Origin of the sequence: Leisingera sp. SS27 (assembly GCF_028368855.1) — a bacterium.
Classification (GTDB): Bacteria; Pseudomonadota; Alphaproteobacteria; order Rhodobacterales; family Rhodobacteraceae; genus Leisingera.
Window position 1 is genome coordinate 40,818 of record NZ_JAQNCY010000014.1, and the last position, 14,871, is coordinate 55,688.

The window sequence follows — 14,871 nt, forward strand, 5'->3', positions numbered from 1 at the left end:
GCGGGCGGAGCGGATTACACTTAGGTGTTGATTGCAGTTGATGAGTTTGGCTCCGCCCGCGCGCCCGGAGGGCGGCGCGGCCGGGGCAGCGGGGGTGTTTCGTGGCGGTCAGGGTTCTGTTTCCCTTTGCAGGCGATACGGTGCTGGGCGGCAGCCATGTGTCCGCACTGAAACTGGCCGCATCGCTGGACCGCAGCTGCTATGAGCCGCATGTGCTGCTGCATCAGGCGGAAGGCGCCCCCGGGGCCTATGCCCGCAGCCTGGGGCTGGCGGTGGAGGTTCTGGAGGACGTGCCGCTGCTGGGCGCGCGGCGCAACCGGCGGCCGGGGGATGCCGGGGTGCTGGCCTATTTCCGGCACAGCTATCCGGCTCTGCGGGCGGCGCTGCGGCGGATCCGCCCGGACATCGTGCATACCAACGAAGGCCGCATGCATGCCAACTGGATGCTGCCGGCGCGGCGGGAAGGCTGCAGGTTTCTGTGGCATCACCGCCAGGATCCGCAGGCCTTTGGCGTCAACATGCTGGCGCCGCTGTTTGCCGGCCATATCATCAGCGTCTCGCATTTCTCCAAACCGGCGCGGCCGCTGCGCCCGGTGGCGCACAAGCTGTCGGTGGTGCGCAGCCCCTTCGATTTTCCGCAGCCCGCGCCGGAGCGCCGCGCGTGCCGCGCCATGCTGCTGCAGGCGCTTGGACTGCCGCCGGAAGCGCTGCTGCTGGGCTATGCCGGCAATCTGAACAGCCGCAAGCGGCCGCTGCATTTTGTCGAGGCGGTGCGGGCGGTGCAGGAGGCGCTGCCGGGGCGCCCGGTGCACGGGCTGCTGTTCGGCCGCCCCGAGCAGCCGGAGCAGCGGCTGGATGCGGCCTGCGAAGCTCGCGCGGCGGCCCTTGGCCTGGGCGGACAGGTCCATCTGATGGGGTTCCGCAGCGATATCGCGGCCTGCATGGCGGGGCTCGATGCGCTGCTGGTCACCGCACTGAGCGAGCCTTTCGGCCGCACCCTGATCGAGGCGATGTTCCTGGGCACGCCGGTCATTGCCACCCGCCACGGCGGCAACCCCGAAGCGATCACCGATGGCGGCACCGGGTTCCTGGTTGATCCGCAGGACCCCGGTGCCTTTGCCGCGCCGGTGGCCCGGCTGGCGGCAGATCCGGCACTGCAGGAACGGATCACCGCTGCCGCCCGCAAGGAGGCGCTTTCGCAGTACAGCACCGCCCGCCATGTGGCGGAGGTCAGCGGAATCTACCGCCGCCTGCTGCCGCAGGATCCGGCGGGGAGGCTGGCCAATGCCTGAGCCGCGCCCCGATTTCCTGATCATCGGCGGCGCCAAATGCGCCACCACCTGGCTGCAGCGGGCGCTGCAGCAGAGCCCGGAGATCGTGATGCCGGACCCTGAGCTGCATTATTTCTCGCGCGGGTTCCGCCGCGGCCCGGACTGGTATGCGGCGCAATTCCCGCCGCGGGCGCCGGGGCAGCTTCTGGGCGAGAAATCCAACACCTATCTGACCGCGCCGGAGGCCGCCGCCCGGATCCATGCGGCCTGCCCGCAGGTGCGGCTGGCGGTGCAGCTGCGCGACCCGGTGGCGCGCGCCTATTCCGACTATTGCATGCTGCTGCGCCGCGGCGAGGCGGACAGCGATATCATCCGCTGGCTGGACCCGCAGCGCGCCGCGGGCGAGCGCTTCCTGCAGGACGGGCTCTACGGCCATCATCTGAACCGCTTCCTGGCACTGTTTCCGCGCCGCCGGATTCTGCTGCTGCTCTATGAGGAGACGGTGCGCCATCCGCAGGTGCAGCTGGCCCGGCTGGCGGCCCATATCGGCTGCCGGAGCGCCCTGCCCGCGCCGCCTGCGGGGCGGGTGAAGGACCGCAGCGCGCCCATGGTGCCGCTGCGGCTGCGGCAGCTGCTGCGCCCGGCGCGGCCCTGGCTGGACCGGATCCGCCACCGCACACCGCTGCGCCAGATCCGGGCGGCGGTGGCCCGGCCGGTGGATTATCCGCCGCTGCCCGCGGCGCTGGCGGCGGAAATGCGCGCTTTCTACCGCAGCGACACAGCGCTGCTGCAACAGCTCATGGGCTGCGATCTGAGCGCCTGGGCCTGTGCCCCGGATGCACAGGGCGCACAGGAGGCGCACCGGGCATGATCCTGCATGTGATCACCAGTTTTGCCTCCCATGGCGGTGCCCAGACCATGCTGGCGCGGCTGCTGGCGCAGAGCCGGGAGCCGGCCCTGGTGGTGCCGCTGACCGAGGCCTCGCCGCGCAACATTGCGCTGGTGGACAATCCCCGCGTTTCTTACGCGCCGCTGGGCGCGCGCTCGGCGCTGGCGATGCCGGGGGCCGCCTGGCAGCTGGCGCAGCTGATCCGCCGCCGCCGCCCGCGCGCCATCCTGTGCTGGATGTACCACGCCATGGCCATCGGCGCCCTGGCGGCCCGGCTGGCGGGCAGCCGGGTGCCGCTCTACTGGACGGTGCGCCAGGCGCTGGACGATCCGGCGGCTTTGAGCCGCAGCACCCGTGCCGCGGTGCGCCTGTCGCGCCGCCTGTCGGGACAGGCGGCCGGCATCATCTACAATTCGCAGCGCGCCCTGGAGCAGCACGGCGCCTACGGGTTTGCGCCCGCCCGGGCGCTGATGATTCCGAACGGGTTCGCGCTGCCATCCGCGCAGCCGCAGCCCGGCCCGGCGCGGGTGTTCGGCATCGCGGCGCGGCTTCACCCGCAGAAGGATCACGGCTGCTTCTTTGCCGCCGCCGCCCTTGCCCTGCAGCGCTGCCCGGAGCTGCGCTTTGCGGCGGCGGGCGAGGATGTGGAGGCCGGCAATCCGCAGATCCGCCATCTGCTGGCGCAGAGCGGCCTGCCGCCGGAGCGGATCGAACTCTGCGGCGAGCTGGCGGATATGGACGGGTTCTACCGCCGCATCGGTGCGCTGGTGCTGTCCTCGCGCACCGAGGGGTTTCCGAATGTGCTGGCCGAGGCGATGAGCCATTGCCGCCCGGTGATCACCACTGACACCGGCGATGCCGCCGCGGTGGCCGGCCCTTCCGGGCTGGTGGTGCCGCCGCGCGATCCGGCGGCGCTGGCCGCCGCAATGACGGAGATGGCGGGCTGGAGCCCGGAGCGCTACGCCGCCGCCGCGCAAAAGGCGCGGGCGCGGGTGGAAGAGCGTTATACCCTGCCCGCCATTGCCGCCGCCTTTGATGCGGTGCTGAACGGGGAGGCCCTGCCATGTGCGGTGTGACCGGCTTTGCCGCCTTCGGCCCGTTTGAAGCAGTTCCCGCCCGCGCTGCGCTGCAGGCCATGAGCACCAGCCTGGCCCACCGCGGCCCCGACGGAGAGGGGCTGTGGCTGGACCCGGAGGCCGGGGTGGCGCTGGCCCAGCGTCGGCTGGCCATCATCGATCTCAGCGAAACCGGCGATCAGCCGATGGCGTCGCCGGGGGGGCGCTACATGGCGGTCTTCAACGGCGAGATCTACGGCTACCGGGCGCTGCGGACGGAGCTGGCGGCGCGCGGCACCGCCTTCCGCGGCAGTTCCGATACCGAGGTGCTGCTGGCGGCGGCGGAGATCTGGGGGGTGCAGGCGGCGCTGGAGCGGGTCAACGGCATGTTTGCGCTGGCGCTTTACGACCGGCAGGCGCGCAGGCTGATCCTGGCCTGCGACCGGCTGGGCAAGAAGCCGCTGTACATCGGGGTGCAGGGCGGGCTGCTGCTGTTCGGCTCGGAGCTGAAGGCGCTGCGCGCCCACCCCGCATTCACCGCGCCGCAGCTGGACCGGCAGGCGCTGGCGGCCTTTCTCAGCTACGGCTACATCCCGGCGCCGCAAACGATCTACCGCGAGGCGGTGAAACTGCCGCCGGGCCACCTGCTGGAGCTGGACCTGGCTGCGCCGCCGCCCTCTGCCCGGGCTTTGGCGGCGCAGGCGCGGCCGTACTGGCGGGCCGAAGCCGCGGCGGCGGCGGGGCTGGCCGATCCGTTCCCGGACACGGCCGCAGCGCTGGCGGCGCTGGAGGCGCAGCTGGAAACGGCAGTGGGCGAGCGCATGGTGGCGGATGTGCCGGTGGGCGCCTTCCTGTCGGGGGGCATCGATTCCACCCTGGTGACGGCGATGATGCAGGCCCAGTCGCAGACCCCGGTGCTGAGCTTCACCGTGCGCTTTGGCGAGGCGGAGGTGAACGAGGCTGATCATGCCGCCGCCCTGGCCCGCCATATCGGCACCGACCACCATGAGGTCACCGCCACGCCGCACATGGCGCTGGATCTGCTGGAGCGGATGCCGGATGTCTATGACGAGCCCTTTGCCGATCCCTCGCAGCTGCCGTCGCTGCTGGTGTCGCAGCTGGCCCGCGGGCATCTGAAGGTGGCGCTGTCGGGCGACGGCGGCGATGAAAGCTTTGGCGGCTATGCGCGCTACGGGCGGATGATGATGTTCGAGCGGCTGGCCGGCCGGGTGCCGGGAATGGCCGCCCGGATGCTGGCCGGTGCCCCGGAGATGCTGATGCGGGGACTGACAGCGGCGCTGCGGGCAGGGCTGCCGCCGCATCTGCGCCGCGAAGCCAGCCCCGACCGGCTGCGCAAGCTGGCCGCCATCCTGGCGCATCCGGATTTCCGCAGCCGCTATGAAGCGCAGTTTTCGATGTGGGCGCCGGATGCGGTGATGCGCGCCGCCCCGGCCCGGCCGCCCGCGGCCTTCACCGCCCGCGCCCTGCCTGAGGGTCTTGGCCTGCCGGCGCTGATGATGCTGCTGGACACCCTGGTCTATCTGCCCGGCGATGTGCTGGTGAAGGTGGACCGGGCCTCGATGGCGGAAGGGCTGGAGGTGCGGGCGCCGCTGCTGGATTACCGGGTGGTGGAGACCGCCTGGCGGATGCCGGCCGCGCTGCGCTTTGACGGCGGCGGCGGCAAGGCGGCACTCCGGCAGCTGCTGGCGCGGCGGGTGCCGCAGCAGCTGTTCGACCGCCCCAAACAGGGGTTTTCGATCCCCCAAAATGCCTGGCTGCGCGGACCGCTGAGGGCGCGGGCCGCAGATCTGTTCGAAACCGGCGGCGCGGTGGCGGATGAGCTGGATGCAGCGCTCCTGCGGCGGCGCTGGCAGGAGCACCTGTCGGGGCGGCGCAACTGGGGTGCCCATCTGTGGGCGGTGCTGATGCTGGATCTCTGGCTGCGGCGCTGGATGGCATGACGGGACCGGGGGAGACAGGGGTGAGGACAGGGATGAAACAGGAAAGGAACAGCTCCGTGCGGACTCATATGCGCATGGCGGCCCTGGTCGGCCTCGCCACGCTGCTGCTGATCGCCGGGCTGGAGGGCGGCATCCGGCTGCTGGCGCCGCAGACCGTGCGCACCGCCTATCTGGAGGGCGGGCCGATGGCGCTGAAGGATCCGGTGCTGGGCCATGTCAACCGGCCCGGCACGCGGGCGCGGGTGCGGGCGCCGGAATATGATGTGGAATATGCCACCGACAGCCGCGGCTTCCGCACCGGCGGCGCGCCTGCGGCAGAACCCGCCGCAGGCGCCGTCCGGGTCCTGCTCCTGGGGGATTCCTTCACCTTCGGCGCCGCCAATGCGGCGCAGGACAGCTGGGCCGCCCTGCTGGAGCAGCGCTTTGCTGCCGGGGGCCGCGCCGTCGAAATCATCAATGCCGGGGTGCCGGGCTATGACACGTCCCAGCAGGCGCTGTATCTGGAGCGGCTCTACGGCAGCCTGCAGCCGGATATCGTGCTGGTCAGCTTCATGACCAACGACCTGTTCGTGAACGAGCCTATTCAGCGCGCGCCGGATGGCACCGAGACCGCCCGCGGCGATGCCAGGGCAGTGATTGCCCAGGGCGCCAGGAAACGCTCCTCGCTGCAGGCGGTCACCCTGCTCAAGCGGCAGCTGATGAAAAGCGACAGCACTTATGTGCGGCTCTATCTGATGACACCCCGGGCCGCCTTCTACAGCCTGCCCGCCTCGGATCTGGTGCAGCGCAAGATGGCGGCGACCCAGGCGCTGCTGCGGCGCATCCGTGAATTCTGCGCGGCCCGGGGCGCCGCGCTGCTGGTGGTTTCGGTGCCGCAGCTGTTCCAGGTTTTTGCGGCTGCGGCGGACAGCCCGCCCAAGGGGGTGATCCCGGACCTGCCGGACCGGGAACTGACCCAGTTCGCAGCTTCTGAAGGGATCGCCTGGGTCAGCCTGCTGGATCTGCTGGTGCAGAGCTACCGGCGCGGCGGCGCGGATCTCTATCACCGCTATGACGGCCATCTGAACGCGGCCGGCAACCGGGTGATGGCCGAAGCGGTGCATGCCGCGCTGCTGCCGCTGCTGGCAGAGCGGGAGACGGCGCAGAAGGCCGCCCTGGGCACGGAGGCCCGGCCATGAGCGCCGGTGCTGCCCCGGTGCGGGTGCTGATCTGTTCGGCGGGGCGCCGGGTGGAGCTGATGCAGCGGTTCCGCGCCGCCGCCGGGCGGCTGGGCCTGCCGCTGGAGGTTCTGGCCTGCGACCTGGACCCGGACGGCAGTGCGGCCTGCGCGCTGGCAGAGCGGGCGTTTCAGGTGCCGCGCTGCGATGATCCGGGCTACGGCGCGGCGGTGCTGGACGTGGTGCGCCGGACCGGGGCGCAGCTGGTGGTGCCCACGATAGACCCGGATCTGATGCCGCTGGCCCGCGCCGCGGAGGAATTTGCGGCGCTGGGGGCGCGGCTGCATGTGTCGCCGGTGCCGGTGATCGGAACGGTGCGCGACAAGCTGCAAACGGCGCAGGTGCTGGGCACGGCCGGGGTGCCGGTGCCGCGCACCCTGGACCGGACCGGGCTGGAGGCGGCGCCGGAGGCGCTTGGCTGGCCGGTCTTTGCCAAGCCTTCGGGCGGCAGCGCCAGCCGCGGGCTGCAGGTGTTCGAACAGCTGCAGGATCTGCCCGCCTGCTTCCCCGAGCCGATGATCTTCCAGGAGCTGCTGGCAGCGCCGGAATACACCGTCAACATGTTCGTCGACAGCCAGGGAGCCCTGCGCACGGTGATCCCGCATCTGCGCCAGCGGGTGCGCGCGGGCGAGGTGGAAAAGGGCATCACCGAACGGCGGGCGGATCTCCATGCAATTGCCGAAGGCATCCTGCGGGCGCTGCCCGGCTTGCGCGGCGTGGCCTGTTTCCAGGTGCTGAGCGCGGCGGACGGCCAGCCCAGGGTGATCGAGATCAACGCCCGCTTCGGCGGCGGCTACCCGCTGGCGGATGAGGCCGGCGCCTGTTTCGCCCAATGGCTGCTGGAGGAGGTCTCGGGCCTGCCCTGCAGCGCGCATGACAACTGGCGCGAGGGCGTACGGATGATGCGCTATGACAGCGCCGTCTACCGGGGCTGACCGGGATGGGCCGCGCGGCGCCGGGCTGGATGGTGGTCTTCGACCTGGATGACACGCTGTATCTGGAACGCGATTTCGCCTTCAGCGGCTACCGCCATCTGGAGCAGGTGGTGGCCGCGCAGACCGGGGTGCGGGGGTTCGGTGCCGCCTGCCGCGCCCTGTTCGAGGGCGGCGCGCGGCGGCATGTCTTCGACCGCGCCTGTGCAGAACTGGGGCTGGCTGCGGGGCCGGAACGGATTGCGCAGCTGGTGGCCGGGTACCGGGGCCACAGGCCCGAGATCGCGCTGTGCCCGGATGCGGCGCGCTATCTGGCACAGGCGCCCGGGCCGCTGGGCCTGATCACCGACGGGCCGGAAACCATGCAGCGCAACAAGATCTCAGCACTTGGATTACAGGCTCTGATAAAGCATATCCGGCCCACCGGCGCCTGGGGGGCGGGATATGGCAAGCCGCATCCCCGCGCCTTCCGGGAAATGGAAGACAAGGCGCCGCGGGGCGCCCGGCTGGTCTATGTCGCTGACAACCCGGCCAAGGATTTCGTGACCCCCAGGGCGCGCGGCTGGGCCGCGGTGCAGATCCTGCGCCCCGGGGCGGTGCATGATCCCGAGCCCCCCGGTGCCGGTCATGCGGCGCATCTGCGGATTCAGAGCCTGGATGAACTGGACCCGGCGCTGGCCGCCTGGGCGGCCTGAGCGGCCCCGGGCCCGGCAGCCCCCGCAATGACCTGATCCCAGTCCGCCAGCACCCGGTCCGGCGCCAGCCGCGCCCAGGCCTGCGGCGCCGCCGTGGACATGCGCTGCCGCAGGCCCGGGTCGCGGGCCAGCCGGATCACCGCGCGGGCCAGGGCAGCCGGATCCTCCGGCGGCACCAAAAGCCCGTTTTCCCCGTCGCGGATCAGCTCGCGCGGGCCGTAGTCGCAGTCAAATGCCACCGCCGGCAGCCCGTGCACCGCCGCCTCTGCCAGAACATTGGGAAACCCCTCGTAGCGCGAGGACAGAAGCAGCATGTCGGCCTCCCCGATCCAGCCGCCGGGCTGCGGGCACAGGCCCGGCAGCGACACGCAGTGCTGCAGCCCCAGCCGGGCGCGCAGCTGCTCCAGCCGCCTCCGCTCCGGGCCCTCGCCCCAGATGGTGAGCCGGGTGGCGGGCAGCGCTGCATGTATCTCCTGCATCGCCTGCAGCAGCAGGTCGAACCCCTTCTGCCGGTCCAGCCGCCCGGCGGCCGCCAGCTGCAGCCCGTCCCGTCCCGGATCCAGCCGCGGCGCGATGCCGGCATAGGGGGCGCAGGGGTTGGGGATCACCCGGGCACGCGCGCGCAGGGCGCAGGGCAGCGCCTCGCGGGCGCGCTGGGTCTGCATCACCACGGCGGCGGCGCGCCGGGCCAGCAGGTCCTGCGCCCGCCGCCAGACCGGGTGCCCGCCCTGCGCCTGCGGATTGTTGCGCTCCGATATGATCACCGGGCAGGACGGATGCAGCGTGGCCGCCGCCGCCAGGGTCAGCACGTTCACCTTGGTCAGGAAGGACACCACCAGATCCGGCTGCACCAGGCCCATGACCTGGCGGATGTGGCGCATGCGGTGCAGCTGCACGGCACCGCGCGCCGGGGCGCCGGCCGTCTGCATCGGATGCAGGGCAACCGCGTCCGGATAGGGGAAATAGGAGCCTTCGGCAGGCATCGACAGCGCCGCCGCATGCACCTCGTCGCCCCGGGCGGCACGGTGGGCGGCCAGCATTGCCATCACCTTCTCGGCGCCGCCGGCCCCGAAGCCGCCCTGGATCAGCAGCAGCCGCATCGCGCGCTCCCTCCCGGCCCGTTCAATGACTGCTGCGCTGGCGCAGCCGGCCCGGCGGCGCGCCTTCGGAAGGGGGGCGCGGCCGCGGCCTGCGCGGCAGCTCTGCCTGCGGCGGCGGCAGCGCCGCCGGGCGGGCGCTGTGGAACTCCGGCGGCGCGTTCAGCTCCCGTTCGATCAGCGGCCGCTGCAGATCCTTGGACTGCAGGAAGATCCGCCCGATGTATTCGCCGATGATGCCAAGGAACATGGCGTTGAGGGTAATCGACAGCAGCAGCAGGATGGTGGTGGTGGCAAAGCCCGCGGGCCAGTCCTGGCCGAACACCACCTTTGCAATCACATAAAAGATCATCAGCAGGAAGGTCAGCAGCCCGGCGGTGAGGCTGATCAGCGAGGCCAGCCGCAGGGGCAGCAGCGAATGATTGATCAGCCCGTCCACCGCCAGCGACAGCATCGCCCGGAACGGAAACTTCGACTCTCCGGCGGTGCGGGCGGCGCGGTCGTACTCGAACCCCGCCTGGCTGAATCCCATGCCGCTGATCATGCCCCGCACATAGGGCGAGCGGTCGTTGGAGCGGCGCAGCTCATCCAGGATGCGGCGGTCGCTGAGACGGAACTCGCCGGCATTGCGCGGCAGGTCGTCCTGGCTGATCATGTCGATCAGCGCATAGAAACCGCGCCGCGCGGCCGCCACCAGCACCCCGTCGGGCAGGCGGCGGCGGATGCCGTAGACCACGTGATGGCCCTGGCGCCACATTTCCAGCATCCGCGGGATCAGCTCGGGCGGGTCCTGCAGGTCGCAATCCAGCTGCACCGCGCAATCGCCCCGCGCCGCCCGGTAGGCGGTCAGCACAGAGGCCTGGTAGCCGACGTTGCGGGAAAAGCGGATCACCCGCACCCGCGGGTCGGCGGCAGCGATCTCCGTCAGGATCGCAAAGGTGCGGTCGCTGGAGTGATTATCGGTGAAGATGATCTCCGGGGTGCAGTCCGGCAGCCCCTCGAACACCGCGGCGACCCGCTCATAGGCGGTGCGCACGGTCTGCTCCTCGTTCAGCGCCGGGATCAGCACCGACACCAGCGTCAGGCCTGTTTCCGGTCCTGTTTCTGCGCCCCGGCCGGGGTCTGCAGCATCTGTTGTTCCCATTGCAATATCCTTTCAAGCCCTTCGGCAAGGGTGAATTGCGGCGCCCAGCCCAGGCGGCTGCGGATCCGCGTGGTATCCGTGTGCAGCAGGCTGCCTGTGCCGCGGCCCGCTGCAGCCTCCGCCGGGAGGCGGATCAGCGCCTGCGGCGCCTGCGCCAGCCGGGCCATCAGCGCCGCCAGCTCTGCCATGTCCGGGGCCAGGCCGCTGCCCAGGTTGACCACCGGCCCGGCGGCGGCAGGCCGGGCGGCAATGGCCAGCAGCCCGGCCACCGCGTCCTCCACATAAATCAGCTCGCGGCGGCTGTGCGGGCTGTGCAGTTCTGTCACCCGGCCCGCGGCCAGGTTGCGGGCCAGCTGCGGGATCAGGAAATCCTGCGACTGGCCGGGCCCGCAGGTCAGCGCCAGCCGGGCTGTCACCGCCGCAAACGGCAGCCGCGGTTGCGCCATCTCAAGATAGCGGGTGGCGGCCAGCATCGAGGCCCCGTAGGCATTCAGCGGCGCCTCGCGGGCGGTTTCGCTGAACCGCTCCGGCCCGGCGCCGTATTCGGCAATGGTGCCCAGCCGCACCAGCACTTGCGGCGGCTCCGCCGCGGCGGCGGCAGCCAGCAGCGCGGTCAGCGGCAGCAGGTTGTCCCCGATGCTGCGGCCCAGATCCTCCAGCCCCGGCTCCGCCCGGAACCGGGTCGCGGCGGCGGCGTGGAACAGGATCTGCGGCCGGGCCGCCGCCAGCGCCGCGGCCAGTGCCGCCGGGTCCTGCGGCGGCGCCCGCAGCAGCTGCAGCTGCGGTGCAATGCCCTGCAGCCGGTCCAGCCGCGAGGCCGGGCGCAGCAGCACGCTGACCGCGTCGCCGCGCGCCAGGCAGGCCCGCGCCAGATGCGAGCCGATGAAGCCGCTGGCCCCGGTTATGAGCACCCGTGCCACCGCCCGCCCTCAGGGAATGATCCGCGGGCTGGGCAGCGGCACGATGAACTTGCCGCCGCGGGCCTCGAACTCCGCCATCTGCTCGCGGATTTCATCAAAGAAATTCCAGGCCAGCACCAGCAGGTAGTCGGGCTGCCGCTCCGCCACCGCCTCCGGCCCCAGCACCGGGATCATCATCCCCGGCGAATAGAGCCCCTGCTTCAGCGGGTTGCGGTCGGCCAGGAAGTCCAGCGTCTCCGGGCCGATGCCGAAATAGTTCAGCAGCGTGTTGCCCTTGGCCGGGGCGCCGTAGCCGGCAATGCTCTTGCCGCTGGCCTTGAGCCCCTTCAGGATCCGGGTCAGCACTTCGCCCAGATCCTGCACCCGGCCGGCAAAGGCCTCGTAGCTTTCGCGCCGCAACAGACCGGCGGCCCGTTCTTCTTCCAGCATCTGTGCCACCACGGGCGCGGGGTCCGCCTGCAGCGCCGCGGGCTGCAGGAACACCCGCATCGAGCCGCCATGCACCGGCAGCCGGGTGACATCCACCACATCCAGCCCCACCGCTTCGCCCAGCCGCACGATCGACAGCAGGCTCAGCTCCGACAGGTGCTCGTGATAGACATTATCGAACTCGTTGGTCTCCAGGATGGTCTTGCCCCAGGGCACCTCGATGATGAAGGTGCCGTCGTCTTCCAAAAGCGCCAGCACCCCGGTGCAGAAGCCATGCAGGTCATCGATGTGGTTGAAGGTGTTGGTGGTGGTGATCACCCGGGCCGGGCCTTCGGCGGCGCGGACCCGTGCTGCGGTCTCCGGGTTGAAGAAGGCGGTGTCCACCCGCACCCCGCGCTCTGCCGCGATCACCGCCAGATTGGCAGCCGGATCAATGCCCAGGGTGCGGCCGCCCTGCGCATTGGCATGGCTGAGCATCAGCCCGTCGTTGCAGCCGATGTCGACGATCAGCCCGGCGCCTTCACCGCGGCCCGCGCGCGCCACGGCCACCTGCGCCAGCTCCGCGAAATGGCTGTGCATGGTGGCCGCGCCCGAGGGCACATAGAGATAGTTGGTGAAGAAATCCGGCGGCACCTGGTCGGCCACCTGCAGCAGGCCGCAGTCGAGGCAGGCCTGGGCATTGAGCGCAAAGGACGGCTGCGGCCTGGTCCGGTCCTCAGGGCGCACGAACATGTTGGCGGGCGGATGCGCGCCCATCGGCAGCACCAGCATCAGATTGGACGAGCGGCAGCAGCGGCAGGCGGTCAGCAGTGACGGGCGCGCAGGCGGGCGGGTGGCAGGCGGGCGGGTGAAGGTCCGGTTCATGAGGCAATGTCCTTCTGGAACGGGGCCGCGAAGCGGCTGAATGTGTCATGCATGTAGGCAATCTGCGCCGCCTCCAGCCCGTGGTGGCAGGCCAGCAGGATGCCGCCCTCCATCACCCGGTCGGCCTGCGGATAGCCGCCCGGCGCGGCCCGGTGCGCCACCCCCTGCATGGCCGGCTGGCGCAGGATGTTGCCGGTGAACACCGGCCGGGTCTGGATGTCGGCCCGCTCCAGCGCGATCTGCAGCTCCTTGCGGCTGAACGGCGCGTCTGCGCGCAGCGTCAGCGGGAAGGCCAGCCAGCCGGTGCGCGACTGCGGCAGCTGGCGGGGCAGGACAAACCAGTCCCTGTATTGGGAAAAAAACGCCAGATGGGCTGCGAAATTCTGCTCCCGCGCGGTGATGTTGCGCTCCAGCTTGCCCAGCTGCACCAGTCCGAAGGCGGCGCTGATCTCGGACGGCTCCAGATTGTAGCCAAGTGCCTCGAACAGGAATTTGGCGTCATAATCGATGCCGTCGACACGGGCGCTGAACCGGTTCTCCAGCTTCTCGGATTCTTCGAACAGCGAGGAGGTCCGCCCCCAGGAGCGCAGCAGCAGCGCCTGCCGCCCCAGGCTGTCCTCATTGACGCAGAGCATGCCGCCGTTGCCCGCGCCGTTGATCACATGGGAGCCGTAGAAGCTGGTGGTGGAGACATCGGACCAGGTGCCGGTGCTGGTGCCGCCGATGGCGGCGCCCAGGGTGTCGGCGCTGTCCTCGATCACCTTCAGCCCATGGGCATCGGCAATCTGCCGGATCCGCGGCCAGTCCGGCAGGTTGCCGATCAGCGACGGGATCATCAGCGCCGAGGTGCTGGGCGTGATCATTGCCTCGATGGCCTCAGCATCGATGTTATAGGTGCCCTCCTCCACATCCGCGAAGGCCGGCACCAGCCCCTGGCGCACCAGCGGCGCCACCGTGGTGGCAAAGGTCAGCGCCGGGGTGATGACCTCGCTGCCCTTGGGCAGGTCCAGGATTTCCACCGCCAGGTAATTGGCAGAGGAGCCGGAATTCACCATGATCCCGTGGCGCTTGGCAAAGAGCGCCGCCACCTCCTGCTGCATCTGCCGCACCCGCGGCCCCATCTGGGTCGAGGTCTTCAGCACCTCGACAACCGCATCGATCTCTTCCTGGCCGTGCACTGTCTGGCCGTAATTCACACGCATTGAAATCATCCCCCTCAAACCGTCTGTGCGCGGCGCCCCCGGGCCGCTTGCTGCTATTGCGCGGCGGGCTGCCGCCGGATCCCTGTTCTGTCTGCATCTGCCGCCATCAGGCTGCTGTAGCGGCTGATCTGCGCCCGGCTCAGCGCCGCCATGCCGGTGCCGCCGTCCTGGAACGCCCGGTACCATTCAGCTGTCATCGCCGCCGCCTCCGGCAGCGCCAGCTGCGGCTGCCAGCCCAGCCGCAGCCGCGCCCGGGTGCTGTCGAGCCGCAGCAGCCCGGCCTCATGCGGGCCGTCCTCTGCCGGGCTGAAATCCATCTTCGGCGCCCCCGCCCCCCAGGCCGCGCAGAAGAGCGCCGTCAGCTCCCGCACGGTGACGGTGCCCGCCAGCGGCGGGCCGAAATTCCAGGCTCCGGCAAACTCTGCCCCCTCCGGCCCCAGGAGCCGCGCTGCCAGCGCCAGGTAGCCCGACAAGGGCTCCAGCACATGCTGCCAGGGCCGCACCGCCTGCGGGCGGCGGATCTGCAGCGGCTGATCCGCAGCGGCAGCACGGGCCAGATCGGGCACCAGCCGCTCCGCGCCCCAGTCGCCGCCGCCGAACACATTGCCCGCCCGGGCGGTGGCCAGCTGCGGCCCGTCCGGGGCCGCAAAGAAAGCATTTCTGTAGGCGCCCGCCACCAGCTCGGTGCAGGCCTTGGAGGCGCTGTAGGGATCATGGCCGCCCAGGGGGTCGCTCTCGCGGTAGCCCCAGTCCCATTCCCGGTTCTCGTAGCATTTGTCGCTGCTGACCACGACGGCGGCCTGCAGCGACGGCATCCTGAGTGCTGCATCCAGCACATGGGCAGTGCCGCCGGCATTGGTCTCGAAGGTTGCGGCCGGCGCCTGGTAGGACCGGCGCACCAGGGGCTGCGCAGCCAGGTGGAACAGCACCTCCGCATCCGCCCCCGCCAGCGCTTCCGCCAGCGCGCCGGGATCGCGGATATCGGCAATCCGGCTGTCCAGAGCCTGATCCAGCCCGCAGGCGGCAAAGAAGGACGGGCCCGGCTCCGGCGCCAGCGCCAGCCCGGTGACCCGGGCCCCCAGCTGCTGCAGCCAGAGGCACAGCCAGCCGCCCTTGAAGCCGGTATGGCCGGTGACCAGCACCCGCCGCCCGGCAAAGACGCCGCCGAAACCGGGATCCGGACCCTCTGCCATGC

The 14,871-nt window shown here is 71.0% G+C and carries 13 protein-coding genes; 7 read left to right on the forward strand and 6 right to left on the reverse strand.

The window, feature by feature from the left end; translation table 11 throughout:
* The first annotated feature begins 101 nt into the window (after positions 1–101).
* From N6L27_RS20460 to N6L27_RS20490, 7 genes are read left to right on the forward strand one after another with little or no spacing between them, the layout of a single operon-like run.
* Complete coding sequence (locus tag N6L27_RS20460) at positions 102–1,292, forward strand: glycosyltransferase family 4 protein (protein ID WP_271909284.1); 1,191 nt, start codon at positions 102–104, stop codon at positions 1,290–1,292.
* Positions 1,285–2,142 (forward strand): sulfotransferase family protein, encoded by an 858-nt coding sequence (locus N6L27_RS20465; protein WP_271909285.1) that lies wholly within the window; start codon positions 1,285–1,287, stop codon positions 2,140–2,142. The genes N6L27_RS20460 and N6L27_RS20465 overlap by 8 nt, the downstream gene beginning before the upstream one ends.
* Positions 2,139–3,236: a glycosyltransferase gene (locus N6L27_RS20470; protein WP_271909286.1), complete on the forward strand. Its 1,098-nt coding sequence runs from the start codon at positions 2,139–2,141 to the stop codon at positions 3,234–3,236. The genes N6L27_RS20465 and N6L27_RS20470 overlap by 4 nt, the downstream gene beginning before the upstream one ends.
* The gene (gene asnB, locus N6L27_RS20475; RefSeq protein ID WP_271909287.1) at positions 3,224–5,176 is read left to right on the forward strand and encodes an asparagine synthase (glutamine-hydrolyzing); all 1,953 of its coding nucleotides are present in this window, start codon (positions 3,224–3,226) and stop codon (positions 5,174–5,176) included. The genes N6L27_RS20470 and asnB overlap by 13 nt, the downstream gene beginning before the upstream one ends.
* Before the next feature lie 56 nt (positions 5,177–5,232).
* Positions 5,233–6,354 (forward strand): GDSL-type esterase/lipase family protein, encoded by a 1,122-nt coding sequence (locus N6L27_RS20480; protein WP_271909288.1) that lies wholly within the window; start codon positions 5,233–5,235, stop codon positions 6,352–6,354.
* Entirely contained in the window at positions 6,351–7,328 is a 978-nt protein-coding gene (locus N6L27_RS20485; protein ID WP_271909289.1) for an ATP-grasp domain-containing protein, read from the forward strand. Before N6L27_RS20480 ends, N6L27_RS20485 begins: the two co-directional genes overlap by 4 nt.
* Before the next feature lie 5 nt (positions 7,329–7,333).
* On the forward strand, positions 7,334–8,020 hold the full coding sequence (locus N6L27_RS20490) for an HAD family hydrolase (RefSeq protein WP_271909290.1): 687 nt from the start codon (positions 7,334–7,336) through the stop codon (positions 8,018–8,020).
* Here N6L27_RS20490 and N6L27_RS20495 read toward each other — a convergent pair.
* The 6 genes from N6L27_RS20495 to rfbG are packed head-to-tail and all read right to left on the reverse strand — an operon-like array spanning position 7,972 to position 14,869.
* Entirely contained in the window at positions 7,972–9,120 is a 1,149-nt protein-coding gene (locus N6L27_RS20495) for a glycosyltransferase (RefSeq protein ID WP_271909291.1), read from the reverse strand. The genes N6L27_RS20490 and N6L27_RS20495 overlap by 49 nt on opposite strands.
* A 22-nt stretch (positions 9,121–9,142) precedes the next feature.
* Positions 9,143–10,261 carry a glycosyltransferase family 2 protein gene (locus tag N6L27_RS20500; protein WP_271909292.1) on the reverse strand — a complete coding sequence of 373 codons (1,119 nt, stop codon included), beginning with the start codon at positions 10,259–10,261 and terminating at the stop codon, positions 9,143–9,145.
* Positions 10,198–11,181, reverse strand: a complete 984-nt coding sequence (locus N6L27_RS20505) for an NAD-dependent epimerase/dehydratase family protein (RefSeq protein ID WP_271909293.1) — start codon at positions 11,179–11,181, stop codon at positions 10,198–10,200. The genes N6L27_RS20500 and N6L27_RS20505 overlap by 64 nt, the downstream gene beginning before the upstream one ends.
* Positions 11,182–11,190: 9 nt before the next feature.
* On the reverse strand, positions 11,191–12,474 hold the full coding sequence (locus N6L27_RS20510) for a class I SAM-dependent methyltransferase (protein WP_271909294.1): 1,284 nt from the start codon (positions 12,472–12,474) through the stop codon (positions 11,191–11,193).
* The gene (locus tag N6L27_RS20515) at positions 12,471–13,676 is read right to left on the reverse strand and encodes a DegT/DnrJ/EryC1/StrS family aminotransferase (protein ID WP_271909295.1); all 1,206 of its coding nucleotides are present in this window, start codon (positions 13,674–13,676) and stop codon (positions 12,471–12,473) included. The genes N6L27_RS20510 and N6L27_RS20515 overlap by 4 nt, the downstream gene beginning before the upstream one ends.
* A 53-nt stretch (positions 13,677–13,729) precedes the next feature.
* Positions 13,730–14,869 (reverse strand): CDP-glucose 4,6-dehydratase, encoded by a 1,140-nt coding sequence (gene rfbG, locus N6L27_RS20520; RefSeq protein ID WP_271909296.1) that lies wholly within the window; start codon positions 14,867–14,869, stop codon positions 13,730–13,732.
* Positions 14,870–14,871 lie beyond the last annotated feature (2 nt).

Excerpts from the sequence above, each read along its gene's own strand:
- N6L27_RS20465 (WP_271909285.1), top strand. The coding sequence starts at position 1,285 with ATGCCTGAGCCGCGCCCCGATTTCCTGATCATCGGCGGCGCCAAATGC.
- N6L27_RS20470 (WP_271909286.1), top strand. The coding sequence starts at position 2,139 with ATGATCCTGCATGTGATCACCAGTTTTGCCTCCCATGGCGGTGCCCAG.
- asnB (WP_271909287.1), top strand. The coding sequence starts at position 3,224 with ATGTGCGGTGTGACCGGCTTTGCCGCCTTCGGCCCGTTTGAAGCAGTT.
- N6L27_RS20485 (WP_271909289.1), top strand. The coding sequence starts at position 6,351 with ATGAGCGCCGGTGCTGCCCCGGTGCGGGTGCTGATCTGTTCGGCGGGG.
- N6L27_RS20490 (WP_271909290.1), top strand. The coding sequence starts at position 7,334 with ATGGGCCGCGCGGCGCCGGGCTGGATGGTGGTCTTCGACCTGGATGAC.
- N6L27_RS20495 (WP_271909291.1), bottom strand. The coding sequence starts at position 9,120 with ATGCGGCTGCTGCTGATCCAGGGCGGCTTCGGGGCCGGCGGCGCCGAG.
- N6L27_RS20500 (WP_271909292.1), bottom strand. The coding sequence starts at position 10,261 with ATGGGAACAACAGATGCTGCAGACCCCGGCCGGGGCGCAGAAACAGGA.
- N6L27_RS20510 (WP_271909294.1), bottom strand. The coding sequence starts at position 12,474 with ATGAACCGGACCTTCACCCGCCCGCCTGCCACCCGCCCGCCTGCGCGC.
- N6L27_RS20515 (WP_271909295.1), bottom strand. The coding sequence starts at position 13,676 with ATGCGTGTGAATTACGGCCAGACAGTGCACGGCCAGGAAGAGATCGAT.
- rfbG (WP_271909296.1), bottom strand. The coding sequence starts at position 14,869 with ATGGCAGAGGGTCCGGATCCCGGTTTCGGCGGCGTCTTTGCCGGGCGG.